The following is a 25,220-nucleotide window of genomic DNA, read 5'->3' as shown; positions in this document are numbered from 1 at the left end:
AAGGTTTCTTCATATTTTTCTTTTATAATGATCGTAACAAGGGTAAGGTGGGAGAGTTATGAGGACAATTTTACTAGTGGATGACGAAACCCGTATGCTCGACCTTTTATGTCTATATTTAACACCCTATGATTATAAATGTTTGAAGGCCGAATCGGGGAAAGATGCTTTAAGTCACCTGAAGAAGGAAAATATCGACATCGTACTCCTTGATGTAATGATGCCTGAAATGGATGGGTGGATGACCTGCCGAAAAATCAGGGAATTTTCAGATATTCCCATTATCATGTTAACGGCTAGAAGTGAAACAGTCGATGTAATCAAAGGATTCAAACATGGCGCCGATGATTATGTAACGAAACCCTTTCACGAAGCCGAACTAATGGCCAGGATTGAAGCATTATTAAGAAGAATAAGTCATTTAAAGAATCATCAACATATGCTTGTTTTCAACGGATTAGAATGGAATGAAGAAACTGTGGAGTTAAAATTTCAAAATCAACATATTCCCCTTACACCAAAGGAATTTGCATTAATTGGATTGTTTTTAAAAAATCCTAAGAAAGTGTACTCCCGAGATCATATAGTTACAGCCATTTGGGGCCTAAATTCAAATATCGATGATCGAACGGTCGATTCGCATATTCGGAATTTAAGAGAAAAATTAAGAAATGCAGGTTTTCCAATAGATAACCATCTTTATACCGTTTGGGGAATAGGATATAAGTGGGTAAAAGTGGGCTCTGAATTAAAATCATAATAGGTGGCAGGTATGAAGATTTCGATTAAATTAGGCATGTGGTTTTTTTTCTGTATTTTGGTGATTGAAATTTTTTCGATGTTTTTTTTACATAATAATTTAGTACATTCGCAGGTTCATCAGGAGCTTGGTTCGCTTCAAGCAAGGGGAAATAGTCATCGGGCTGTCTTGGAAATCAATTCAGATTCAGCCACACTTCATCACATCGGTTTAATGGAATCCCATACAGATACTGAAGTTGTTATCACGAACACAACCGGTGATGTCTTACTTTCCTCTAGTAAAATCAACCAAAGCATGAGGACTATCTTAAATAAACCGATCGATAACCTCCCAAGAAATGGACGGGTGCTGCAATCAGATTGGCAAAAGGAACAATATATTGCAACCGTTACCGCATTTAATAAGGGCGGAGAAAAAGCGGGATATGTATATATGTTCAAGAACACAGATGAGGTTCAGAAGTTAATTTCTCAATTAAATAATCATTTCCTTTTAGCATCTGTTTTAATTCTACTCTTCATGATTATAACGATTTTCTTTTTATCAAAGGCATTAACAAAGCCGCTGATTTCGATGAAAGAAGCAACAAAAAAATTAAGCAAAGGAGATTTTTCCGTTACACTTCCACCGCCCTCCCGAGATGAACTCGGAGAATTAGCACAATCCATACAGACTCTTGCAAATGACTTAAATTATTTAAAACAAGAGCGAAATGAATTTTTGGCAAGTATCTCTCACGAACTTCGAACACCATTAACCTATATCAAAGGATATGCAGATATTGCAAAAAGAAAGGAACTCGCTGAATCAGACCGTGATAAATACCTCGATATTATCCAAGAGGAAGCGGATCATGTCAGCCGATTACTTAAAGAATTATTTGACTTGGCAAAATTGGACCAAAATACGTTTTCTATTTCTAAGCAAAAAGTGAATCTCAGTGATTTTTTACAATCTATCCTCGTAAAGGTTTTACCGGCCTTTAATGAAAAAAAAATACTATTCAAATTAGAATGCTCAAGAAATTTAACTTTTGATCTGGATCCGATTCGTTTCGAGCAAGTTCTCTTAAACCTTTTAGATAACAGCCTTAAATATTCAAAAGAAAATACATGTGTGCATATAAAAGTTTTTGAAGAAAACGAAGCCGTTCATATGGTAATCACTGACCAAGGTATTGGCATTCCAGAGAAAGATCTTTCGCATATTTTTGACCGTTTATACAGAGTGGATAAATCTCGTTCAAGAGCAACTGGTGGGTTTGGATTAGGTCTTGCGATTGTAAAGGAGTTAGTTGAAGCCCATGGTGGGGAAATTTCTGCTGAAAGCGAGGCTGGAAAAGGAACGTGTTTTAGAATCTTTTTAAAGAAATAAGTCAGCAAAAAAACAACGAGTCATTCGTTGTTTTTTGCTGAGCAGTTAAATGGTATCAACCGGGGCTTGGGCACAGTCAAATGTCCCTTTTTCAATTTGAATGGTCGTATGTTCAATTCCAAAATGATCATGCAGCTCTTTTGTTAGCTGTTGCAGTAATTGATCATTATCCGTAATTTCGGAACGCACAAGGTGAACCGTTAAAGCCGGCTCAGTCGTACTCATTCCCCAAACATGCAAATCATGAACCTCTATAACCGTAGGTACGTTTTTTAAATAAGTTCTTATCTTATCTACATCAATTCCATTTGGAACAGCATCAAGAGATAAATTTAATGATTCACTCAATAAGCCCCATGTACCAAGGAAAATGACGATTGCAATAATCAGGCTTACAAGGGGATCAATCCATTGCCAACCGGACCAAAGCATAATGAAACCTGATATGACAACACCCAGTGACACTACCGCATCCGCCATCATGTGTAAATAGGCCCCACGAATATTTAAATCGTTTTTCCTTCCCGACATAAATAATAATGCGGTAACTGTGTTTATCACAATCCCTATAAGAGCAACAATGATCACGGTCTTACCCGCAACAGGAGCGGGAGAAGAAAATCGTTGAATCGCTTCCCAAGCAATCGCACCAATTGCTACAAGTAAGAATACTGCATTAAACAGAGCAGCAAGAATGGAGCTTTTTTTAAATCCATACGTTCGCTTAGCTGTAGGTGCTTTTTTCCCCAGCCAAACAGCAATCCAGGCAATGACAAGTCCGAGTACATCACTTAAATTGTGTCCTGCATCCGCAAGTAATGCTAAAGAGTCGCTTAGTATCCCATAAATGACCTCAATCAAAATAAAAATAACATTTAAGGTAATCCCAAAGCCAAAAGCAAAACCATAATTGGCCGGTTGGTGATGGTGGTGTCCATGGTCATGTCCATGGTGATGGTGATGTCCCAATTTATTCCCCCCTAAGAGCTCTCATTACAGTATGAAGTAAGGGGCTCTTTTGTTATCTATCCATTGAAGAACTTTGTATCCTTGGCTAAAACGGAAAATTCCGATTAAGTTATTTTTTCTCAACTTCCTATTTCGATTCATTGACTAGGGGGCTGGGACTTTTACCCGCAGCCGCCACTAATCTTTCACTCTTAACAACCTTAGTCCGTTTAACGTGACCAAAATCGTTGTCCCCATATCCGCAAATATTGCAATCCATAGGGTAAGCCAGCCAGGGACGACCAATAATAGCGCAACTAGTTTTATTACAATTGAAATTGTGATATTTTGCTTAATAATCTTTAATGTTTTCCGGCTAAGGTGAATCGTGAACGGAAGCTTCGTTAGGTCATCGTTCATTAAGGCAATGTCAGCCGTTTCGAGAGCTGTGTCCGTGCCCGCTCCGCCCATAGCAATCCCGATTGTTGCCGATGCCAATGCTGGTGCATCGTTCACACCATCCCCTACCATGGCAACCCGGCCAAACTGGTGTTTAAGGCTTTTGATCAAATTCAATTTATCCTCTGGAAGCAGTTCAGCTTCCATTTTTTTAATGCCGGTATACTGTCCGATTGCTTCAGCCGATGCATGATTGTCTCCTGTAAGTAAGATCGTCCGTTCGATTCCAAGTTGATGGAGACGTGAAATGACCTCACGGCTGCTGTCACGGACCTCATCTGCTACTGCAATCAAAGCTAAAACTTCTTTTTGAGTCCCGGCAATCATTACCGTTTTACCCTGACGTTGAAGAACTGTGATCTGTGTATGGACTTCATCCGGAATCACATCAAAGAGTTTCGAGTTTCCGAACTTATATTCAATACCCTCAATAGTTCCTGTTACACCTTTTCCAGTGGAGGAGATAAAATTTTCAACAGCAATGTCTTGATACCTTAACTGATCTGCCTTTTTTAAAATAGCGGCTGCAAGCGGGTGCTGGGACCGGCTTTCAAGGGCAGCAATGATGGCGAGCACCTCATTAGGTTCCTTTTCACAATAGTTAATAAAATCGGTAACAGTTGGTGTCCCTTTTGTTAAGGTTCCAGTTTTGTCGAAGGCAATAGCTTTGATGGCTCCAGCTTCTTCTAAAAAGCTTCCCCCTTTAATCAGCACGCCTTTTCTTGCCGCGTTTCCGATGGCGGTCACGATGGAAACAGGGGTCGAGATGACAAGTGCGCACGGGCAGCCGACAACTAATACCGCAAGCCCCTCGTAGATCCACTCTTTCCAATCTGCATGAAATAAAAGTGGAGGAAGAACAGCTGTCAAGGCAGCAATTAGGATAATAACCGGAGTATAGTATTTTGCGAAGCGGTCAACAAATCGCTGAGAAGGTGCCTTTTCTCCCTGCGCTTCTTCGACTAAATGGATGATTTTGGCAATGGTTGTATCTTCGCTTAATTTGGTCACCTTTACTTTTAGAAAACCTTCTTCATTAAGTGTCCCGGCAAACACCTCAGTTCCAACTGTTTTTTCAATCGGAACGGATTCACCGGTGATGGCCGCTTGATTGACGGTAGACAATCCTTCTATAACTACTCCATCCATAGCAATCCTGTCTCCCGGTTTGACGAGCATGATGTCCTCGATTTCTATATCCTCAGCTTGGAGAGTCATTTCCTGGTTGTTACGGATGACCAATGCCTCTGTAGGCGCCATTTGCATAAGCGAGCGAATCGACGCGCGCGCTTTATCCATTGAATAGCTTTCGAGAACTTCGCTGATGGCGAACAGGATCACCACAACCGCCCCTTCCCGCCATTCACCAATAATAGCCGCACCCACGATGGCTATGGTCATAAGGGTTTTCATATCAAAATCAAGCTGGATTAAATTTTTCAAACCTGTTTTAAAAAGGGAAAATCCACCTATTAAAATAGCAGCTGCCAACAGAAGGTTTTCGGAAAAAACAGACCCTGCAATCAGGAACAGCAGTGAAAGGCCAAGAGAAAAATATCGTTTCCAAAATGGGATTTTTGGAGCTGGCTTCTGTTTTTCTTTTTCAGGAAAAAGGTTTAGCTTTTCAAAAGCCCCTGCCTGTTCTAATTCTTCTATGCTGGCATTTCCATAGACTGTTAGCTTTGAAGCACCAAAATTTACACTTGCGTCCGTAACACCATCCAGGTGTTTTACGTTCTTTTCGAACTTTGCGGCACAGCCTGCTCAGGAAAATCCTTGCACACGGTAAATCGTTTTCTCTTCACTCAAAGCTGTCCACCTCTTTTCTCTGTTGTATTCAGGTGTTTACTTAACTGAAACTGATTCACGGTCAGCCACCTCTTCCTGATGGGCAAAGGCAATGTGAATGAGTTGTTTTACATGATCGTCATCAAGGGAATAATAGACAAGTTTTCCCTCTTTTCGATATTTTGCAAGACCTAAACCCTTTAAATTGCGTAGGTGATGTGAAGCAGTCGCGGTGGTTGCTCCGACAATATTCGCCACATCACATACACAAAGTTCTTCTTCCAGGGTCAGGGCATAAGCAATTTTCATTCTCGTTTCATCGGCTAACGCTTTAAAGATTTTCGCTACGTCTGCGATATTTCGATTCTGAAGATGTTGCTGAACACGAGTAGTTTTATCGGAATCAACACAGGTTATTTCACAAACATCCTGTTCTTTCATGCCTTCACCTTCTTATATTCAAATATTCGTTTGATTATATGATATTCAAACCACTGTTTGAATGTCAATCTTTTTCTTGGATGTCATTACCTTAAAAACTTGGACCAATGGCTGTGACACAAAAAAAAGAACCATTTTCAGGTTCTTTTTTAGCTGATTTTCTCATCGTCAAACTTCCGTTCATCCTGAACAAAAAGGATGCCGAGTTCGTGATGATCACCCTCGTATAAAGCTCTCTGGACAAAACGAATCTCTCCATTTGTATCGAGAACCTCGAGTTTACAATGAGCGCGGTTTTTTTGCAGCGCTTCATAAAAGGTCTTTTCGTTATAAGTAGCAACACTATTGACCTTTGTTACAAGTTCTCCCACCTTCAATTCCATTTTACTTGCAGGGGAATCCGGAATAATCCCAAGAATCATCAAACCATTATTCTTTTTTGAAAAATAAAATGGCAGACTATCATCCTTCAATTTTTGGATTAATGCTAATGACTCACGGGAAATCACTGCAAATGCAGCAACAATAATCGACAGAAGCGGATACCACCAGCCCACAATGGAAAGAATCGCGATTATCGATCCAAGTACAATTACACGTCGTCCATAAAGCTGAATGGCTGCTTTTGGAAGCATCCCTTGGATTTGCTGTTGAAAACCGATCGCAAAGGGAACAAGTATGAGCGAGTACTTTTCAGCACCGACATGAAAAACTGGCCACCAATCGAACGGGAGGCTAAGTGCATCCCCCGGCACGAGGAGAAATAACGGTAAAAACCATAATCGTTTTACCTCATGGGCCCCAACACTCTGACCCCGTTTACTTTTTACCAGTTTGGGAGAGGTCCCTTTACTGCCGTTCTTAGCAATCATGACTCCCTCGGCAATAAATAAAAGTGCCAATACTACCACTACTGACGGATATACCTTTTGGTCAAGCGAATGAAACGTTTGTGAAAAAACGGGTATTGACCATTTATTTTCTGTCATGATGATTAAAGCAAAAAATGCCGCACCAACTGTGTAAACGGGTGACATCAACCGAATATTTGCAGTAAAACTCCACAATAACGTAAAGGCAGCAGTGAGAACAATTGCAGCAAACGGAACTACAATGCCCGCCAAAATGGAAACAATCGAAAGTGAAAGACCAACCATGATCCCCAGAGGAAATAGCTGCCGAAGCTCAAAATAAGCATCATGCGCCCGAACATGGAAATTTTTCCGTTCCCGCTTTACTCTCATTACCCCTAAAATTGCTGATAAGAATAGAAGATAATAAAAAATGGGATGTAGAAATAACTTGCCAATTCCTTTTAGCAGTTCTACCAACCATATTTGCGCCAATTTTTTGCCACCTGCCTTTATAAATAAATCTCTCAATCTATTCTGCAAAGTCTCTTAAAATCTATTTTATCAAATTGCCGCTATAAAACCTATTGCTAGTTTCTTGAAATTGGACAAAAAATACAGTTCCGCCCATTAGTAAATATTTTATTTCATTCGGTTCTTACTATTTCCGCGGAAATTCCCTAGGATTCTCCAAAAGTTAATAAAATTGTCAAAAAATGAAAATAAAGAAACAACGACCGAGGTCGTTGTTTCTTTATTTGGCAGCAATCCTTAAAGCAATTTGAAGCTGCAGATCGTTTTTCTCTTTTTTCATTTCCTTAATAGCTGATTCTTCAAGCTTTGCTGCTGTGATGGAATCGATTTTTCCTGTTGCCTGTAAACCATTATATTGTTGGAATCCTTTTACGGCAGCTGTGGTTTCAGCACTAAAATATCCATCGTTACGTCCAGGAGAAAATCCCAGTCCGGTTAATATTTCTTGAGCATTCTTTACTTGTTCATTATTCATATCCTGCGCGAGCGGCTCGGTAACCTGAATCGGATGGGTATGGAATATTTCCGGCTGCTTAATCTCCACATCCGGCTTAATTCCTTTTTTATGAATCCAATTTCCATCTGGAGTCAGCCACTTAAATAGGGTTAATTTAATATTACTGCCATCCCCCATCGAAACGGGCTGCTGAACCGTTCCTTTTCCAAAAGTAGTTTCACCTACCAGTTGATACCCATCTGCCTCTTTTAAAGCCCCAGCCAAGATTTCGGATGCAGATGCGCTGCCTTTATCAACAAGAACAACCACCGGATATTCCTTCTTCTCTTTTAAAGAAGAGAAAAATCGTTCTCTATCGCCATTTCTCTTTTCAATTTGAACCATCGGCTTATCTTTTGGGACAAATTCCTTTAAAATAGTTTCAACACTGTTTAAATATCCGCCCGGGTTTCCGCGAACATCAATAATCAACCCTGCAATATGATTGTCTTCAAGTGAGCCCAATTCCTTTTTAAAATCCGCAGCCGTATTTTCAGAGAAGGAAGTTACCTGAAGGTAGCCAATCTTTTTCCCGTTCTGTTCCTTTGTAGAGGAATGTACGGTTTCAAGCGGAATTTCATCCCTCATGACTTCAATGGTAATCGGGTCTTTAAGCGATGGTCTAGCAATTTCCAATTTTACAGTTGTTCCTTTTTTGCCGCGGATTTTTAAGGTAGCTTTATTTAAGTCAAGCCCCTGCACACTCTTCCCGTCCACCTTCAAAATTTGATCATGCGGTTTTAATCCGGCTTTTTCAGCAGGAGAGCCTTTAAATGGGGAAACAATCACAATTTTCCCATCTTCCATTCCAACCTCCGCACCAATGCCTTCAAAAGAGGAGTCCAATGTTTGAGTAAATTGCTTAGCGGTTTCTTTATCCATATAAACCGAATATGGATCATTTAATGTCGAAAGCATCCCTTGAATGGCTCCTTCAACCAGTTTATTGCGATCCACCTTTTCGACATATCGATTTAAAATTAAATCGTAGGCCTGGTCTACTTTTTCTAGATTTTCTGTATCATTTGCCAGTGATGCATGATCCTTGTTATCAAGGACGGAATTCTCATTTGGCTTTTCTACCCATTGCATCGCAGCATAGGTCCCTCCTGCCCCTGTTAAAAGCGAACCCGTCATCATTAGGGCAATCCATTTTCGATTCAAGCTCTCGTCCCTCCTTTGGCGAAAACTGCCTGTCCATTTACATTTTAAAAGGCGCCACATTTCAGCCTATTTATTAACTTATATGATTCAAGGGGACAAGATATGATTTTAGATAACAAGAAACAAAAAAAATGGAAGAAGCTTAGCTTCTTCCATTAAAGTGGCACGATTCCCACAGGATTGATGGCGTTATGACGATCCGGCACCCATTGCCCTCTATGAAGTTCAAAATGCAAGTGCTGACCGGTAGAATCACCGGTACTTCCCATAATTCCAATTTGCTGCCCCTTCTTCACGACAGCACCTGTCTCGGCCAAACGAGCTTCCATATGGGCATAAACCGTTGTATAAACTTGTCCATTTATTGAATGCGAAATGAAAATACAGTTTCCATAACTGTTAGAATAATAGGAACGAATTACGACTCCATCTGCCGCGGCTAGAATCGGTACATTCGATGCATGATTGGCAATATCGACTCCGTAGTGAAATTCACCTGGGCGGAATCCAGGACGTGTCCCAAATCCGGAGCTTATGATGCCAGAAGCAGGTCTCGTGAAGGTGCCGCCCGAGATTGCCGGTGCTTTACCAGAAGCCCCACCGCCACTAGGCTGTGCAGGAGTTTGCGCTGCTTTGGCTGCTTGTGCTGCAGCTGCTTGGCGATCCTTTTCCAATTGAATAGCTTTTTGAACCGCTGCCTCCTGCCCGGCAAGGATTTGCTCTTCCTCTTCTAATGCTAGTTTTCCTTCATGAACTTCTTTTTCTTTCCGAACGAGTTTTGAAAGCAATTTATCTTTTTCAGCCCTCTGCGTACTCAATTGCTTATTCATTTGTTCTAATTCGCTCTTCATCTCTTGGAGATTGGCCAAATCTTCTTCTACCTTCGTCCGTTTTTCTTCCAATTCTTTTTTGTCCATCTCCGCCTGTTTTAATAATTCCTGGTCGGCTTCCATAATGGTTGCAACGGCATTGGCTCGGTCAATGAAATCGCTGAAGTTTTTTGCACCCATCAGCACATCAATATAATTGATCATCCCGCCCGTTTCTTGATAATTACGTGCACGCTCTTTTAATAAATTATTGCGTTGCTCCATCCGGTTCGCAATGACTTTAATTTCTCCCTGAAGCTGATTGATCTTGCCTTGGGTCTCGCCAATTTTATCCATCTTTTCACGAATCTTTGCATTGGTATCTCCAATGGCAAAATCGAGGCGTTTCATCTCAGACTTTACATTTGCCTGCTGACCTTGTAGATCATTGATTGTTGTATTGGCATCATTGATATCGGACTTTAAATTTGAACGTTTATTGTGAATTTCATTTTGTTTATCTTTTAAATTTGAAATAGAAGCTGCTTCTGTTACAAGGGGATTTCCCGTAAATAAACTGCCTATTCCCATTGAAGCTGCAACTGTAAATGCAACAACTGATTTTTTCATTGTCCTATCCTCTCCTTTCCCTTGCAATCTATGTAAATCTTTTTTTAATAAAGGAAGGAAGGGTGCAGTAAAGAACCCTTCCTCAAAAAATCTAAACCTTCAAGAATTTTCTTACAGACATAACGCTTCCCCAAATACCAATTAACGCACCCATGAGTATCAGCATGCCAGATACTTGGTAGACAAATGGTTTGTAAGGAAGAATTTGCATAAAATTACCGGCAAGTTTTGGAGCCAGATAATCATATGCGTTATAGTAGGCAATCGAAATCAAAATGATAGGCAAAATAGAGCCTAATATTCCCAGCCATAGGCCTTCCAAGAAAAATGGCCAGCGAATAAAATTATTGGTTGCTCCTACTAGTCTCATAATCTTGATTTCTCTTCTTCTCGCAATAATGGTAATTTTTATTGTATTTGAAATTAAGAAGATGGCTGTAAAAAATAGACCAATAATTAAGACGATACCAACGTTTCGGCTTGCCTTAATAAATTTAAATAACTTTTCTACACTGCCTTGTCCATATTTTACTTTTGCAACAAAATTAAATTTTTCAATTTTCTTTGCGACTAACATGGTATCGGTTGGATTTTTCGTTTTGACAATAAAAACATCATTAAGCGGGTTATCTTGTTCAAAAAGCTTAAATGCCTTTCCTTCTTCGCCAAGTCCCTTAATTAAGTCCTTTAATTCCTCTTTTTTTGATGAGAATTTCACACTTTTTACTTCAGGAATGGCCTCGAGTTCGCTCTGTAATTTTTGCTGATCGGCTTTATTTGCGGCAACATCGATGTGAACGCGGATTTGCACGTCTTCTTCAATCGTTTGGGCCACTTTATTGAGATTCATCATAATCACAAAAAAGACACCGACTAAAATGAGGGTAACAGTAACAGCACTAACGGATGCAAATGTCATCCATCCATTCCTGCCGATACTTTTTAAACTTTCGCGGGCATGACGGCCAATGGTTCTAATTTTCATAACCGTATTCACCCCTTTGTTCATCACGAACAATTTTTCCGCCTTCGATGGCGATAACGCGATGTTGGATTGTATTAACAATTTCTTTGTTGTGGGTCGCCATTACAACAGTGGTTCCGCGATTATTAATTTCTTCAAATATTTTCATGATTTCCCATGATGTATCCGGATCCAAGTTACCAGTTGGCTCGTCAGCAATCACAACCTTCGGTGAATTTACAATGGAACGAGCGATTGACACACGCTGCTGTTCCCCACCTGAAAGCTCTGTCGGAAGCATTCTTGCCTTATGCTTTAAATTAACGAGGTCGAGAACCTCCATGACCCGCTTTTTAATATACTTAGGCTGTGCCTCAATCACCTCAAGGGCAAAGGCAATATTTTCATAGACAGTCAAGGTAGGCAGAAGCTTATAGTCTTGGAAGACAACGCCAAGATTTCTGCGAAAAATCGGAACCTTTCTCATCTTTAATTTTGCTAAATTGACACCATTCATCGTGATCGTTCCGGAAGTAGGAACCTCTTCACGGTACATCATTTTAATGAAAGTGGATTTCCCTGCACCGCTGGGTCCTACCACATAGACAAATTCACCTTGATTAATTCGAACATCAATCCCATTAATGGCGGATACACCATTTGGGTATTTCTTGTATACTTCTTGCATTTCTATCATTTAATCACCTGTAGGAAAGTTATTGAGAATGAAGTTAATTCGACAATAATCTTTTATTTTTTGCAAAAGGCCGCAAAATACTATTCAAAACGTGCAAAATTTCGCATAGCCCTATTATAACATCATCAAACACTATTAAAAGCGATAAATATATTACAGTTTCTTTTCAAAGAATACAAGAATAGACGCTTTTCCCGCTAATTCTACAGTTTCAGGTGTAACAAACTTCGACATTTTTCTTCATATTTCTGCATAAAAAAAAACGCTCTGTGATAAAACAGAACGTTTTTCCTCAAATAACTATTTTTTTGACGCAAGCCATGTAGCCACTTTGTCAGCATCATCGCCGGAAATTAAGCCAGCAGGCATTCCGCCGGATTTCCCGTTTTTAAGAATGTCTAAAATTTGATCCTTTGAATACTTAGATCCAATCTTTGTTAAGTTTGGACCCACAGCCCCCTTAAGGTTTTCACCATGGCAGCTTGAGCATTTTTGAGCCGTGATTTTCTCAGCTGCAGCTGCAACATCATTTCCACCGCCACTTGTGTCTGTAGTTTTGGTCGTTGTATCTTTGTCTTTAGATGTGTCCGAACCGCCGCCGCATGCAGCAAGTCCCATTACTAGGGAAGTTCCCAATAATAATGTAAGTAGCTTTTTCTTCACTGCTACTCCCCCTTCAGAAAATTTTACCATTACCTAACTAGTATACCAAGTCTACGCGCGTTTGAAACCCTCTCCCAATACTTCCGCAGCATCCATAACCACGATAAATGCAGATGGATCAAGGGTTTTAACCAATTGTTTCAATTTTGTGAACTCCGTTTGGTCCACCACGCACATGAGAACTGGGCGTTCATGGTCTGTAAATCCACCATATGCTGATAGTTTTGTCACACCACGGTCAATTTTATTCAAAATTCCTGCGCGAACCTCTTCTTGTTTACTAGTAATGATCATGGCCATTTTTGATCGGCCAAAACCAACTTGAATTAAATCGATGGTCCTGCTTGTCACATACAAACCAATAAGGGCATAAAGCCCTTTTTCGATATCAAATACTATCGCAGCGGTTAGGACAATTAACCCGTCAATGAGTACCACACATGTCCCAAGGGTAAATCCCGTGTATTTATTAATAATTTGTGCGGCAAGGTCCGTTCCCCCTGTTGATGCTCTCCCTCTAAAAACAATGCCTAAGCCAAGCCCAACACCAATACCGCCAAACAATGCTCCAAGTAGAGCGTCATGGGTCCAAGGTTCCATATTTTTTGTGAAATAAACAACGAAAGGTAAAAAAATGGTACCAGCCAGTGTTTTTGCGCCAAACTGTTTTCCTAAAAAAATGATGCCCGCAATAAACAACGGGATATTGAAGGCCCATTGAACATACGCTGGCTCCAATCCAAGAACAGCATGTAAAATCGTACTAATGCCGCTTACCCCGCCGGAAGCAATTTGATTGGGCAGTAAAAAAACGTTAAAAGAAATGGCAATAATGGCTGATCCGATGAGAACAAAAATATAGTCAATGGCCACTTCGATTTTCGGATTCGTTTGTGTGAGTTTTAGAACTTTATTCATTTCATATTCCCCTTGTGTTTATCAATTTCGAGTGTGAGTATAGCATGGGTATTTTTTGGTGTAAATGGCATTGAGTTGAAGCGTCGAAGCGGAAATGGGGTAATAGAGATTGGAACATTTTCTTCTTCTTTTAAATCATTTTGTCCTAAAAGGCCCATTTTATAGATGTTTTGCTGGTACGACTGTTGGATTTCGTCCTTAAAATTGGTTTTTGGGACATTTCGCTATTGCTCCTGAAGGCGTGGATATCCTTGAAAACCTCCTTCATCAAGGGGATTGAAGGACGAAATATTGAGGATAGCCCTGAAAACTTCCTTCATCAAGGGGATGAAGGACGAAATACTGTGGATTTCCATGAAAACTTCCTTCATCAAGGGGATGAAGGACGAAATACTGTGGATTTCCATGAAAACGTCCTTCATCAAGGGGATGAAGGACGAAATACTGTGGATAGCCCTGAAAACTTCCTTCATCAAGGGGATGAAGGACGAAATACTGTGGATAGCCCTGAAAACTTCCTTCATCAAGGGAATGAAGGACGAAATATTGAGGATAGCCCTGAAAACCTCCTTCATCAAGGGGATGAAGGACGAAATATTGAGGATAGCCCTGAAAACGTCCTTCATCAAGGGGATGAAGGACGAAATACTATGGATAGCCCTGAAAACTTCCTTCATCAGGGGGATGAAGGACGAAATAACGTGGATTTCCATGAAAACGTCCTTCATCAAGGGATTGAAGGACGAAATACTGTGGATTTCCATGAAAACGTCCTTCATCAAGGGGATGAAGGACGTTTTACCGTGGATAGCCCTGAAAACGTCCTTCATCAAGGGGATGAAGGACGAAATACTGTGGATTTCCATGAAAACTTCCTTCATCAAGGGAATGAAGGACGAAATATTGAGGATAGCCCTGAAAACGTCCTTCATCAAGGGGATGCAGGACGAAATAACGTGGATTTCCATGAAAACATCCTTCATCAAGGGGATGAATTTTATCCTTAAAGTTTTTAGGACATTTCGCTATCGCTTCTGTTGGATTTCGTCCTTGGGGGACAATTTTTTTATTCTACCGCCAGGTTTTGTCCCTTAAAAATGAAAAAACCTTTACCGCATCCTAGGGCAAAGGCTTTTTTCATTGATTATGAAATTCTTGATCTTAAATAAGCATCAATAAACGGATCAATTTCCCCGTCCATTACAGCCTGCACATTTCCTGACTCGGTACTCGTACGATGATCCTTGACCATTGAGTACGGATGGAAAACATAGGAACGGATTTGGCTTCCCCAGCCAATTTCTTTTTGTTCGCCGCGAATTTCCAAAAGTTCTTTTTCCTGCTGCTCAATTTCGCGCTGATACAGCTTTGCTTTTAACATTTTCATCGCTGACTCACGGTTTTTAATTTGCGAACGTTCCGTCTGGCATGTTACTACTACCCCTGTCGGAACATGGGTAATCCGTACAGCTGAATCGGTCGTGTTGATATGCTGACCGCCGGCGCCGCTGGCACGGTACGTGTCAATTTTTAAATCCTCTGTGCGGATATCGATTTGAATTTCATCGTTAAACTCCGGCATAACCTCACATGAAACAAAGGAGGTATGGCGGCGGCCCGAGGAATCAAATGGAGAAATCCGAACAAGGCGGTGTACCCCTTTTTCTGCCTTCAAATAACCGTACGCATTATGCCCTTTGATGGCTAAAGTTACACTCTTAATCCCTGCTTCATCTCCCGGTAGATAATCAAGGGTTTCCACCTTGAAGCCCTTTTTCTCAGCCCATCTTGTATACATCCGAAGAAGCATTGAACCCCAGTCCTGTGATTCTGTACCGCCTGCACCAGGGTGAAGCTCTAAAATCGCATTATTTTTATCATACTCTTCGCTTAACAAAAGCTGTAATTCAAATTGATTTAAGCGTTCTGTCAACTGTCCCAGCTCTTCTTCCAATTCCGCTTGTAATTCCGCATCACTTTCTTCTTTAACGAGCTCATAAGTCAATTCCAAATTTTCATACGTTTCATTTAAATCAGTAAATTCATTCACTTGATCCTTTAAGCCGTTCGCCTCACTGATTACGACCTGCGCTGCCTGCTGATCATTCCAAAAGTCAGGATGAAGCATTTGATCGTCTAATTCGGCGATTCTTGCTTCCTTATTTTCAAGGTCAAAGAGACCCCCTAAAGTCCGCTAAACGTTTAGCTGTTTTTTCTAATTCATTCCGAATTTCTGCTAATTCCATTCTGGTCACCTCTATAAAATATTCATTTTGTATCGTAGTATATGCAAATAATTAAGGTCAGTCCTCATCTATTATAACGGCATACCTTCCAAAAATCCAAATCAAGCCGTTTTTATAAAAAAATGGGGATAACTTTTAAATGAGTAAAAAATAGATTGTGGACAACTCAACAACTTTGATAACTTATCAACAAGATGCACTGTTTTTTCCACATATTCAGTTAGTTACTAACAAATTCACAAAAAATATCAACAATTCAATAAACAATATCCACATTTACCAAAAAGTTATTCATAATATAAATTCACTCTTTAAAAGAAAAGCAAGAAGCGAAATCCAATATGATTTCGCTTCTTATATGAAAAAAACAATTATTTCCCTGCTCCACAGCAATTTTTGTACTTTTTACCGCTGCCGCAAATACATGGATCATTTCGGCCTACATCCATTTGCTTCACTTTTGGCTTCTGCTTAACGGGTTCTCCATCGTCCTTCGGATGAACCGCTTCGCCTTTTGCCACTTCTTGACGCTCTAAATTGTTACGAATCTCTGCCTTCATGATGTACATGGCAGCTTCTTCTTCAATTGAAGTAACCATTGCTTCAAACATTGCGAAGCCTTCTGCCTGGTACTCGCGAAGAGGGTCCGTCTGTCCGTATGCACGTAAATGGATTCCATCACGAAGCTGGTCCATTGCATCAATATGGTCAATCCATTTTGAGTCTACAGAGCGAAGCGTAACGACCTTTTCAAATTCACGCATTTGTTCTGGGAAAAGCAGCTCCTCTTTTTCATCATACCGCACCTTCACCTTGGCAAAAATAGCCTCGGTCATCTCTTCAGGGTCTTTACCGTTTAAATCGTCTAAAGTAATATCCCCTTCAGGAAGAAGATTAGCATGGACAAAGTCCACAACGCCCTGGAGGTTCCAATTTTCTTCATCATCCGCCAGTGACGCATGTGCCTCAACATTCCGCTCGATTGTTCGTAAAATCATGCCTTCGACAATTTCACGCAGGTTTTCAGACTCAAGTAATTCATCGCGCTGCGTATAGATGATTTCACGCTGCTGGCGAAGCACATCATCATATTGCAACAGCTGCTTACGCGCATCAAAGTTATTGCCCTCAACACGTTTTTGCGCTGATTCTACTGCTTTTGAAACCATTTTACTTTGGATCGGCTGGGTATCATCCATCCCAAGGCGCTGCATCATCGATTTCATATTGTCAGAGCCAAAGCGGCGCATCAGCTCATCTTCCATCGATAAATAGAACTGGGTAATCCCCGGGTCTCCTTGACGTCCAGAACGTCCACGGAGCTGGTTGTCAATCCGTCGGCTTTCATGGCGCTCCGTACCAATAACGGCAAGACCGCCCAATTCTTTAACCCCTTCACCAAGTTTAATATCTGTACCACGACCGGCCATATTTGTTGCAATCGTTACTGCACCCTGGTGGCCAGCTTCCGCAATGATTTCTGCTTCCCGTCCATGATTTTTTGCATTCAAGACATTGTGTCGGACGCCTTTTTTCGATAATAGCTTAGAAATTAATTCAGATGTTTCGATCGCAACCGTACCGACAAGTACAGGCTGTCCTTTTTGATGTCGTTCTGCAATATCCTCAACAACAGCTCGAAACTTTCCTTCCATTGTAGAGTAAATTAAATCGGCACGGTCATCCCTGGCAATCGGTCTATTCGTTGGAATCACGATGACATTCATATTATAAATGTTTCGGAATTCCTCTTCTTCCGTCTTAGCCGTACCCGTCATCCCGGCTAATTTCTCATACATCCGGAAGTAGTTTTGGAACGTAATCGTTGCCATTGTCATACTTTCGTTCTGTACCTCTAAGCCTTCCTTTGCTTCAATCGCCTGGTGTAAGCCCTCACTATAGCGGCGTCCCTTCATCAAACGACCGGTAAATTGGTCAACGATCACAATTTCGCCGTCCTGAACGACGTAATCCACATCAAGATGCATGCTGACATTGGCTTTTAACGCTTGATTGATGTGATGATTTAACGACACATGGGACATATCAAACAGGTTTTCAATACCAAAAGCCTTCTCTGCTTTGCTGATCCCTTCTTCAGTCAGCATAACGCCTTTTGTTTTTTCATCATACGTATAATCCTTTTCTTTCGTCAGCGTACGCACAAACGCATTTGCTTGAATATATAAAGCCGTTGATTTTTGTGCAGAACCGGAAATAATTAGCGGTGTACGCGCTTCATCAATTAGGATGGAGTCCACCTCGTCAATGACTGCATAAAAAAGCGGTCGTTGAACCTTTTGTTCCTTATAAAGGACCATGTTATCACGAAGATAGTCAAAACCATATTCGTTGTTAGTTCCGTAGGTAATATCCGCAGCATATGCTTCCTGCTTCTCTTCACTCGTCATACTATTCAGGTTCAACCCAACCGTTAACCCTAAAAATTCATAGAGCTGTCCCATTTCCTGAGCATCACGGCTTGCAAGGTATTCGTTGACCGTTACAACGTGAACTCCTTTACCGGAAAGAGCATTCAAATAAACCGGCATCGTAGCCGTTAACGTTTTACCTTCCCCGGTCTTCATCTCCGAAATGTTTCCCTCATGGAGAGAAATCCCCCCCATTAACTGTACATGATAAGGGTACAATCCAAGGACACGACGGGCCCCTTCACGGACGACTGCAAACGCCTCAACCTGCAAATCATCAAGGGATTCACCATTTTGGTAGCGTTGTTTAAATTCCGCCGTTTTTTCACGGAGTTGATCATCGGTTAATTTTTCAGTATCAGACGCAAGTGCCTCTATTTGATTCGCAAGTTTGTCCAACCGTTTTAACTCACGTTTATTCACATCATACAATTTATTTAAAATCCCCATCATGTGATTGAACTCTCCTTTTTATCGAGATTGCTATTATAAAGAATTCGCAATATTAGGTACTAAATCCTGCCAAAATGAATTGAATATCACTTTCCATCTTACCACTTCCGCTATGTGTGTGACAACAAAGTTCCCATTGAAGAAAAATTGTAACAATATCTTGTTTAATTCTTCTATTAATCGGTAGTTTCTCAGTACTGAAAAAAGGTGAATAAAAGTTCCAAATTACGTATAAAAATTAACACTCATACAACTAATTACTGTCTACAAGTTATTAATAAACCCCTTATTTTACAAGGTATTAACGTTGTTTTTATCATAAAAGTCTTTTAAAAAAATATTCACAAATTGTACATTGGAATATAAACATCCTATGTTAGATACTACCTTTAGAGAGGTTTAGATGGAAAAATAGAGAGATAGCTCAATCAAAAATGGGAAGGGTGAGCAAAATGGGCTTTTGGGGAAAAAAGAAAGATTCCGAGGCCGAACCCGATTCAAGAGAAAATAGAAAAAAATCGGGCCTAATAAAAAGACTCTGGCAAATGTGGAGAAATATAGATTGGAAAAATCCAGTTACCCGCTGGAAATTATTATTTGCATCCCTTGTTGGTTGTATCGTTGTTTTTGGCGGAGGATATGGCGTACTATCCATTACAAACTCGCCATCCTTCTGCTCCAGCTGTCACGAAATGGCACCGGAATATACAACCTATACAGCAAGCGCTCATAACCAAATCTCCTGTGTGCAGTGCCATATTAAGCCCGGGGTGACCAACATGCTGACACACAAGGTGAAATCTATGAAGGAAGTTTACTACCATGTTACTGGTGTGCCAAAACAGATCGTTCAAACGGAGGAAGAAGCTGTTTCAAACGAAAACTGTTTACAGTGTCACTCGAAAAACCGGCTTGTCACCGCATCTGGTGACTTAAAGGTCAACCATAAAGGACATATTGAAAAAGGCATTCCTTGTATCACCTGTCACGCAGGCGTTGTCCACGCGAAGATTGCTGCCCGCGGTTTAAACATTGACAGTGCCCGTGGAGAGTGGACGGAAAAAAATGCGCAAAAATTAATTGAAGAAAAATATGTGCGTCCGAACATGGGAACTTGTATCGATTGTCACGATAAAGTGAACAAAGGTGAAAAGCCTTGGAAAGATGTCGCATACAATGTTCCGCCAAATCCAGAAGAGCTTGAAAAACTTACAGACGGAAAAACCGAAACAGCATCCACAAAACCAGTCAAGGAAGGCGAAAATGCGGCAGAACTTGCAGGCAAACATGACCAAAAGACCCAGGAAATCATTTTACAAGCAATTGGAAAGCAAAAAACAAATGTGAAGGTTTCAATGGAATGTGGAACCTGTCATAAAAAGTTCAAAGTTCCGAAGACCCATAAAGTTGCCCAATGGAACCAGCAACATGGAAGTACAGCGGTTCAAGAGTTAAATAAATGTGTAAACTGCCATCAAGATTCCAAATGGGTCAGAGAAATACCAAAAGAGGACATTATCTCGATCCTTAAATTAGGTACAAAAAAATCACATTATCAACCTGATATCAAAGTGGTAATAGATCAGTCCCGTATTAATAAGTTTTGCAGTACCTGTCACAGTAAACGTCCTCCTGGACATACGAAAAGCGATCAATGGCTGACAGCTCACTCAACGAAAGCACTGACAGCTGAAGCGAAATCCCAATGCTTCGTCTGCCACGACCAGAAAAAACCAAAACCAGGTTCAACCGATACGAAAGCACCTACAGATATATATTGCGAATACTGTCATAGAACAGGCTTTAAAAGTCCTGTTAACAAATAAATTTTTTGAAATGGAGGGACTTATTTATGGAAGAAGAGCAAAATGAGCTGCCGGCCCCTCCCCGTTATCGGTATAAATTAATCAAATATATGACGATCACATTGTTTTTTCTTGCCATCTTGTTCTTTGCAGGTTTTACAGGGCTGGAAGCAACATCTAGCTCCAAGTTTTGCTCAAGTTGTCATGAGATGAAACCGGAGTATTATACGTGGAAAGCATCGACTCACAATGAAGTGGATTGTGTAAACTGTCACACCGACCCTGTATTTAAGAAACTGGCGAAAGATAAAGCGGAGGGGCTAGTTGAACAATTAAAAAACCATAATTCAAGCCTCACCGCTACTCCTATCCGAATGCCAAACGAGGTACCTAACAGTTCATGTGAAAAATGTCACAATTTAAAGACACGGGATGTGACACCATCGGGGGATCTGATCATCCCCCATGATAAGCATTTAAAAGAAGGAGTAGAGTGCGTGCAGTGTCATAGCAGCGTTGCCCACGGGAAAATCGCCGACAGAAAAATGACTTACCAGACAGATTATGCTAAATGGGATCAATCCGTTGGTACACAAGCAATGTCCGATTTAAAATTCACTCGTCCTGACATGGACACATGTATGGAATGCCATAAGGCTAGGAATATTTCAACAGCTTGCGAAACCTGTCATAAAACAGGAATGGAACCAAAGAGCCATAAAAATCCTGATTTTAAAACATTGAAACACGGTTTAAAAGCAGGCAAGGATCTTCAAAAATGTGACTCCTGCCATGGGTATATGTCGAAGGAGAAAATAGAAGGGCTTGAGACGATTTCTTCTGTTGAAAAGGTCCTGCAAAACATTAAAACGTCCAAACCACATATTACCGAATTGGATTATGCAAAGGAAAATACCTTCTGTAAGGATTGTCATAGCAAACGGCCGGCAAGCCATAATAGCAGCTGGATGTTGGAACATAAAATTCAAGCGTCTAAGGATAAGCAGAAATGTTTAGCTTGTCATGATTATCAGCAAACAAGTCAGTATCAAACTACAACAGCAGCCTGCTCTTCTTGTCATCCAGCTATGCACAAAGGATTTGACAAGAAAAGGCACCCTGTTCCTTTAGAATCAAATCAAAAGGTAACAAATTTTTGTTATACCTGTCACGTAAAAAGAACATGCTCTGCGTGTCACAAAGAATAATTGGTTTAAATCTGCTAGATTAGGAGGGTTCGTATGGAAGCGTATGAACAACCACTCAACCATAAGCCAGAGATTCCAACAGAAAAAACACCTGATAAAACATTGAAAAACCCTAAAAACGATAAATTCAAATGGTGGCAAACATTACTTATTTTGACCCTGACACTAGTTGTTGCAGTTGGGGCCGGTTATTTCGTAAGCAATAAGTACCTTTGGCCAAAATACAATACGGATCATTTAAAACAACAATTAGAAAGTGCAAAAGCCGCAGTAGATAGCAAGCCAAATGATCCTAAGTCCCATGTTGACCTCGGATATGCTAATTTCTTAAATAATGATAACGATGAAGCAATTAAAGAATACAAAATAGCTCTTGATTTAGATAAAAATTATTTTAATGCCTATTTCAACTTAGGACTTGTTTATAACGAAGAAAATCGACTTAATGATGCAATAAAAATGGCCCAAAAAGCCACTGATATATCACCAAAAGATTATAAGGGCTGGTTATTGAAAGGTATGTCTTTCCGCAAGCTAAAAATGTATAAAGACTCCATAAAGGCCTTGAATGAAGCAAATCGTTTAATGCCGACAAATACGGATATTATTTACGAAGTTGGCCGGGTTGCAGAGGACCAAGGTGATAAAAAGAATGCAGAAGAAATTTATAAAACAGCATTAAATTATGACCCTATGTACAAGCCAGCCTTGGACGGGCTGAAAAGAGTCGCTAAAAACTAGAAAGGGGTTGAAAACCAATGAAGAAAAAAACAGTGTATCGGTTGATGAGCGGTATTGTTGTTCTTACCATCGCAGCCTTTGCAGCAATTTACTTTTTTAATATGGAATCAGTTGTGAAGATGGTACCGAATGCGGTGAATCCGGATGGACCTCCTTCGTTTAGCCAAGCAATTTACGGTGACTTTGACAATTCACTGGACAAGCCAATGGATGTCGCAAAAATTGGCGAGTTCCTCTATGTTTCTGATACGAATAATAAACGGGTACAAGCTTTTGATACATCTGGAACACCAGTATTTAAGTTTGGTAAAGAAGGTCAAGGAAAAGGCCAATTTAAATTCCCATATGGTATTGCTGGCGATGAGGAAGGAAATGTGTATGTAGCAGATTTATATAATGGAAAAATATCTGTATTTGAACCAAAAGGGAAATTCCTAAAATATTTTGAAGATAAAAAGAAAGTACTGGAATCTCCTGCTGGGATCCGCATCTATGATGAAAAATTGTACGTGACTGATGTTCAAAAAAATAAGGTTTTTATCTTTGACCTTAATGGTAAAAAGCTATTTGAAATTAGTACCGGAGCAAATAAACAAGATACTTTTAAAGCTCCAAATGCAGTGGCAATCGACAAGAAAAATAATGATATCTTTGTTTCCGACTCTGGAAACCAACGGGTTCAAGTGTACGATAAAAACGGTAAATTTATTCGAACTATTAACGGTTCAAAAGATGGAAAAGGTTCCTCTGTTTTTGTAAATCCACGAGGAATTGGCGTAGATTCCCGGGGCATTCTTTACATTGTAAACAACCTTACTCACATGGTTTATGGATTTGACGAAAAAGGTTCCGAGGTTTTCCATTTCGGTACAATGGGTGATCAAAACGAACAATTCTATCTGCCAAACGGATTATACGTAGATGACCAGGATCAGGTTTATATTACAGATACCTTAAATGAACGAATTGCCATGTACAATTAAAAATATCACTTTAAGGAGGTGGTGTCTCAAACTAGCTCGGAAAATTATTAGATTCATCATTTTAAAAACAGAGAGAAAAAAAGAGAAGTAAAAAGGGAGGTTTTTGGAATGAGCAAGGTCAAATTAGGCTTTTCATTCCTGCTTACATTGCTTTTTGTAGGAATGTTTAGCGTCATAGCTTTCGCAGCAGGTAGTAATCCACCAAGCCCATATAATAATGGTGTAACTGCTGAAGGTAAAACAATTCAGGATGGAAAACAAGCAGATGATAAAGGTCTGGACAATAACTACAACACCATTGATAAAAGCAACGCAAATAAAACAGGTTCTGGTGCAGGTGGACAAAACGCTGATTTTAATAATGTTATCAAATCTGATGACATGGTTAAAAATGCAGATGGAACACACGGAACACAACGTACTCACGGATCATATATGAATAACACTAACTCTTGTGCAAGCTGTCACCAAACACATACAGGCGCATCTAAAAACTTATTGTTCAAAGACGGCGAATATGCCACCTGTACTGCATGTCACGATGGTACATTGGGTTTCTATAACGTATTCACTGGTTCTAACTCTGCTGGTACATTCGGCGGAACTCATGATGGCAATATGTCCGTTCACTTAGCAAATGGAACTGTAGAATTAAAAGCAGCTCCAGGTGGAAACAAAGATGGTACAGGCAACTGGGAAGAAGAATTCACTTGCGCAAGCTGTCACGCACCACACGGATCTTACTCTGATCGTTTATTACATGAAAATCCAAACGAAATGGGTAACACCCTAGTAAAAGATGGCGGTAAACGTCTAGAGAATGTTCCTGTTGTAACAGATATTTCAGCTAAAGTTACTTCTGCAGACGTAACTTACACTAATAAAGCAGGCGATTCAAAAACTATTAACTATGTTCTTTATCGATCAACAATTGGAACAACGGTTCCTGCTGCTTATTCTGCAAAAGGATTAACAACAGGTGATACTGTACTTCAATTAATGAAATGGAATGGTACCGCATATGCAAACGATACAGATCCATGGTTACATGGCTATGAATTCGACGATGCTCACGTAAAACACTACTGGACGGCATTTAAAGATAACAATAATAAAGAAGTATTCGATACTGACCAACTTAAAAAAGGAGAAATTTTAGGTAACGGTTTTGCTGGTGTACCTGCATCAAAAACCGCTTTAGTTGATACCGTTAATTCATTAGTAAGTGGTAACATTGCTCGTGGTTATGTGGTTAAGTTAGATGTTAGTCCTTTAGATGCCAACAACGTTGCAACAACAAACGTAGCTTCTCTATGGGCTAGCAAATTAGCTAATGGTTCAAATAACACAGCTTATGTATCAGGTAGAGGGGTTGCAATGTCTAACTTCTGTTCTGCATGTCACACAGATTACCTAGCCTCTTCCGGCTCAAATTCTGGTACATTTGATCATGCATACCGCCACACTACAACATCTGATAGTTACACTTGCGTACGCTGTCACTATGCACACGGTACTGACGTAACTGTTATGCGTGATGCTCGTGGTTTAACTTACCAAAATATCTTAGATGATACTACAAACTACTTCCCAGGTGTAACTGGTGGAGCCCGTACTACAATGGTTAAAGACTATTTACTTGATAAGAACCCATCTTCTGCTCTAAAACGTTATACGAACATGGCTGTATGTTGGGGATGTCATACTTCTTCTCACTCAGAAGGAACAAGAAACACTGACACCTATCAATATAACTCAACACCTGGTATAGATTCTGACCGTAACGGTATAGAGTTTGACTATTAAAAAAGAGCTAACAAATAGCCCCACTATTTGATAGCCCTATACCGAAA

General features: G+C 40.2%; 20 protein-coding genes. 8 read left to right on the top strand and 12 right to left on the bottom strand.

The window, feature by feature from the left end; genetic code table 11:
- Positions 1–58 precede the first annotated feature (58 nt).
- On the top strand, positions 59–760 hold the full coding sequence (locus M028_RS0122995) for a response regulator transcription factor (RefSeq protein WP_026575934.1): 702 nt from the start codon (positions 59–61) through the stop codon (positions 758–760).
- A gap of 12 nt (positions 761–772) precedes the next feature.
- Positions 773–2,137, top strand: a complete 1,365-nt coding sequence (locus tag M028_RS0122990; RefSeq protein ID WP_035424554.1) for a sensor histidine kinase — start codon at positions 773–775, stop codon at positions 2,135–2,137.
- 45 nt (positions 2,138–2,182) lie between these two features.
- Here M028_RS0122990 and M028_RS0122985 read toward each other — a convergent pair whose 3' ends face one another.
- The 10 genes from M028_RS0122985 to M028_RS0122940 all read right to left on the bottom strand — a co-directional run bounded on the left by M028_RS0122985 (position 2,183) and on the right by M028_RS0122940 (position 13,499).
- Positions 2,183–3,106: a cation diffusion facilitator family transporter gene (locus tag M028_RS0122985; protein ID WP_026575932.1), complete on the bottom strand. Its 924-nt coding sequence runs from the start codon at positions 3,104–3,106 to the stop codon at positions 2,183–2,185.
- 177 nt (positions 3,107–3,283) lie between these two features.
- Positions 3,284–5,353, bottom strand: a complete 2,070-nt coding sequence (locus M028_RS0122980) for a heavy metal translocating P-type ATPase (protein ID WP_081810859.1) — start codon at positions 5,351–5,353, stop codon at positions 3,284–3,286.
- Positions 5,354–5,389: 36 nt separating this feature from the next.
- Positions 5,390–5,773, bottom strand: a complete 384-nt coding sequence (locus tag M028_RS0122975; protein ID WP_026575930.1) for an ArsR/SmtB family transcription factor — start codon at positions 5,771–5,773, stop codon at positions 5,390–5,392.
- A gap of 149 nt (positions 5,774–5,922) precedes the next feature.
- Entirely contained in the window at positions 5,923–7,119 is a 1,197-nt protein-coding gene (locus tag M028_RS0122970) for a PDZ domain-containing protein (RefSeq protein WP_026575929.1), read from the bottom strand.
- A gap of 259 nt (positions 7,120–7,378) precedes the next feature.
- On the bottom strand, positions 7,379–8,818 hold the full coding sequence (locus tag M028_RS0122965; RefSeq protein ID WP_026575928.1) for a S41 family peptidase: 1,440 nt from the start codon (positions 8,816–8,818) through the stop codon (positions 7,379–7,381).
- A gap of 155 nt (positions 8,819–8,973) precedes the next feature.
- Positions 8,974–10,257, bottom strand: a complete 1,284-nt coding sequence (locus tag M028_RS0122960; RefSeq protein ID WP_026575927.1) for a murein hydrolase activator EnvC family protein — start codon at positions 10,255–10,257, stop codon at positions 8,974–8,976.
- 91 nt (positions 10,258–10,348) lie between these two features.
- Complete coding sequence (gene ftsX / locus M028_RS0122955) at positions 10,349–11,242, bottom strand: permease-like cell division protein FtsX (RefSeq protein WP_026575926.1); 894 nt, start codon at positions 11,240–11,242, stop codon at positions 10,349–10,351.
- Entirely contained in the window at positions 11,232–11,918 is a 687-nt protein-coding gene (gene ftsE / locus M028_RS0122950; protein ID WP_026575925.1) for a cell division ATP-binding protein FtsE, read from the bottom strand. Before ftsE ends, ftsX begins: the two co-directional genes overlap by 11 nt.
- A 300-nt stretch (positions 11,919–12,218) precedes the next feature.
- Positions 12,219–12,581: a cytochrome c551 gene (cccB, locus tag M028_RS0122945; RefSeq protein ID WP_026575924.1), complete on the bottom strand. Its 363-nt coding sequence runs from the start codon at positions 12,579–12,581 to the stop codon at positions 12,219–12,221.
- Between the two features lie 51 nt (positions 12,582–12,632).
- The gene (locus M028_RS0122940; protein WP_026575923.1) at positions 12,633–13,499 is read right to left on the bottom strand and encodes a YitT family protein; all 867 of its coding nucleotides are present in this window, start codon (positions 13,497–13,499) and stop codon (positions 12,633–12,635) included.
- A 251-nt stretch (positions 13,500–13,750) separates the two neighbouring features.
- Here M028_RS0122940 and M028_RS0122930 point away from each other — a divergent pair, with 251 nt between their 5' ends.
- The gene (locus tag M028_RS0122930) at positions 13,751–14,506 is read left to right on the top strand and encodes a hypothetical protein (protein WP_026575922.1); all 756 of its coding nucleotides are present in this window, start codon (positions 13,751–13,753) and stop codon (positions 14,504–14,506) included.
- 137 nt (positions 14,507–14,643) lie between these two features.
- Here the strand turns inward: M028_RS0122930 and prfB are convergent.
- A protein-coding gene (prfB, locus tag M028_RS0122925) for a peptide chain release factor 2 (RefSeq protein ID WP_133333946.1) occupies positions 14,644–15,745 on the bottom strand; the annotation gives its coding sequence in 2 pieces (ribosomal slippage) (positions 14,644–15,672 and positions 15,674–15,745; 1,101 coding nt in all).
- Between the two features lie 371 nt (positions 15,746–16,116).
- The gene (secA, locus tag M028_RS0122920; protein WP_026575920.1) at positions 16,117–18,630 is read right to left on the bottom strand and encodes a preprotein translocase subunit SecA; all 2,514 of its coding nucleotides are present in this window, start codon (positions 18,628–18,630) and stop codon (positions 16,117–16,119) included.
- Between the two features lie 545 nt (positions 18,631–19,175).
- Here secA and M028_RS0122915 point away from each other — a divergent pair.
- From M028_RS0122915 to M028_RS0122895, 5 genes are all read left to right on the top strand, one after another.
- A complete protein-coding gene (locus M028_RS0122915) occupies positions 19,176–20,456 on the top strand; it encodes a cytochrome c3 family protein (protein WP_231510878.1) in 1,281 nt (426 codons plus the stop codon).
- A gap of 26 nt (positions 20,457–20,482) precedes the next feature.
- A complete protein-coding gene (locus M028_RS0122910; RefSeq protein ID WP_026575918.1) occupies positions 20,483–21,643 on the top strand; it encodes a cytochrome c3 family protein in 1,161 nt (386 codons plus the stop codon).
- Positions 21,644–21,676: 33 nt separating this feature from the next.
- Entirely contained in the window at positions 21,677–22,384 is a 708-nt protein-coding gene (locus M028_RS0122905; protein WP_026575917.1) for a tetratricopeptide repeat protein, read from the top strand.
- 17 nt (positions 22,385–22,401) lie between these two features.
- The gene (locus M028_RS0122900; RefSeq protein ID WP_026575916.1) at positions 22,402–23,367 is read left to right on the top strand and encodes a 6-bladed beta-propeller; all 966 of its coding nucleotides are present in this window, start codon (positions 22,402–22,404) and stop codon (positions 23,365–23,367) included.
- 108 nt (positions 23,368–23,475) lie between these two features.
- Positions 23,476–25,173 carry a cytochrome c3 family protein gene (locus M028_RS0122895; protein ID WP_026575915.1) on the top strand — a complete coding sequence of 566 codons (1,698 nt, stop codon included), beginning with the start codon at positions 23,476–23,478 and terminating at the stop codon, positions 25,171–25,173.
- The last annotated feature ends 47 nt before the right edge of the window (positions 25,174–25,220 follow it).

The organism is Bacillus sp. UNC438CL73TsuS30, assembly GCF_000482325.1.
GTDB lineage: Bacteria > Bacillota > Bacilli > Bacillales > Cytobacillaceae > Neobacillus.
Note: the sequence above shows the minus strand (reverse complement) of the source record. Positions and strands in the feature narration are given on the sequence as shown.

Bases quoted from the DNA above. Each gene is read 5' to 3' on its own strand.
- M028_RS0122990 (WP_035424554.1), top strand. From the start codon at position 773: ATGAAGATTTCGATTAAATTAGGCATGTGGTTTTTTTTCTGTATTTTG.
- secA (WP_026575920.1), bottom strand. From the start codon at position 18,630: ATGATGGGGATTTTAAATAAATTGTATGATGTGAATAAACGTGAGTTA.
- M028_RS0122940 (WP_026575923.1), bottom strand. From the start codon at position 13,499: ATGAATAAAGTTCTAAAACTCACACAAACGAATCCGAAAATCGAAGTG.
- M028_RS0122995 (WP_026575934.1), top strand. From the start codon at position 59: ATGAGGACAATTTTACTAGTGGATGACGAAACCCGTATGCTCGACCTT.
- M028_RS0122900 (WP_026575916.1), top strand. From the start codon at position 22,402: ATGAAGAAAAAAACAGTGTATCGGTTGATGAGCGGTATTGTTGTTCTT.
- ftsX (WP_026575926.1), bottom strand. From the start codon at position 11,242: ATGAAAATTAGAACCATTGGCCGTCATGCCCGCGAAAGTTTAAAAAGT.
- M028_RS0122975 (WP_026575930.1), bottom strand. From the start codon at position 5,773: ATGAAAGAACAGGATGTTTGTGAAATAACCTGTGTTGATTCCGATAAA.
- M028_RS0122960 (WP_026575927.1), bottom strand. From the start codon at position 10,257: ATGAAAAAATCAGTTGTTGCATTTACAGTTGCAGCTTCAATGGGAATA.
- M028_RS0122910 (WP_026575918.1), top strand. From the start codon at position 20,483: ATGGAAGAAGAGCAAAATGAGCTGCCGGCCCCTCCCCGTTATCGGTAT.
- ftsE (WP_026575925.1), bottom strand. From the start codon at position 11,918: ATGATAGAAATGCAAGAAGTATACAAGAAATACCCAAATGGTGTATCC.
- M028_RS0122915 (WP_231510878.1), top strand. From the start codon at position 19,176: ATGTGGAGAAATATAGATTGGAAAAATCCAGTTACCCGCTGGAAATTA.
- M028_RS0122895 (WP_026575915.1), top strand. From the start codon at position 23,476: ATGAGCAAGGTCAAATTAGGCTTTTCATTCCTGCTTACATTGCTTTTT.
- M028_RS0122905 (WP_026575917.1), top strand. From the start codon at position 21,677: ATGGAAGCGTATGAACAACCACTCAACCATAAGCCAGAGATTCCAACA.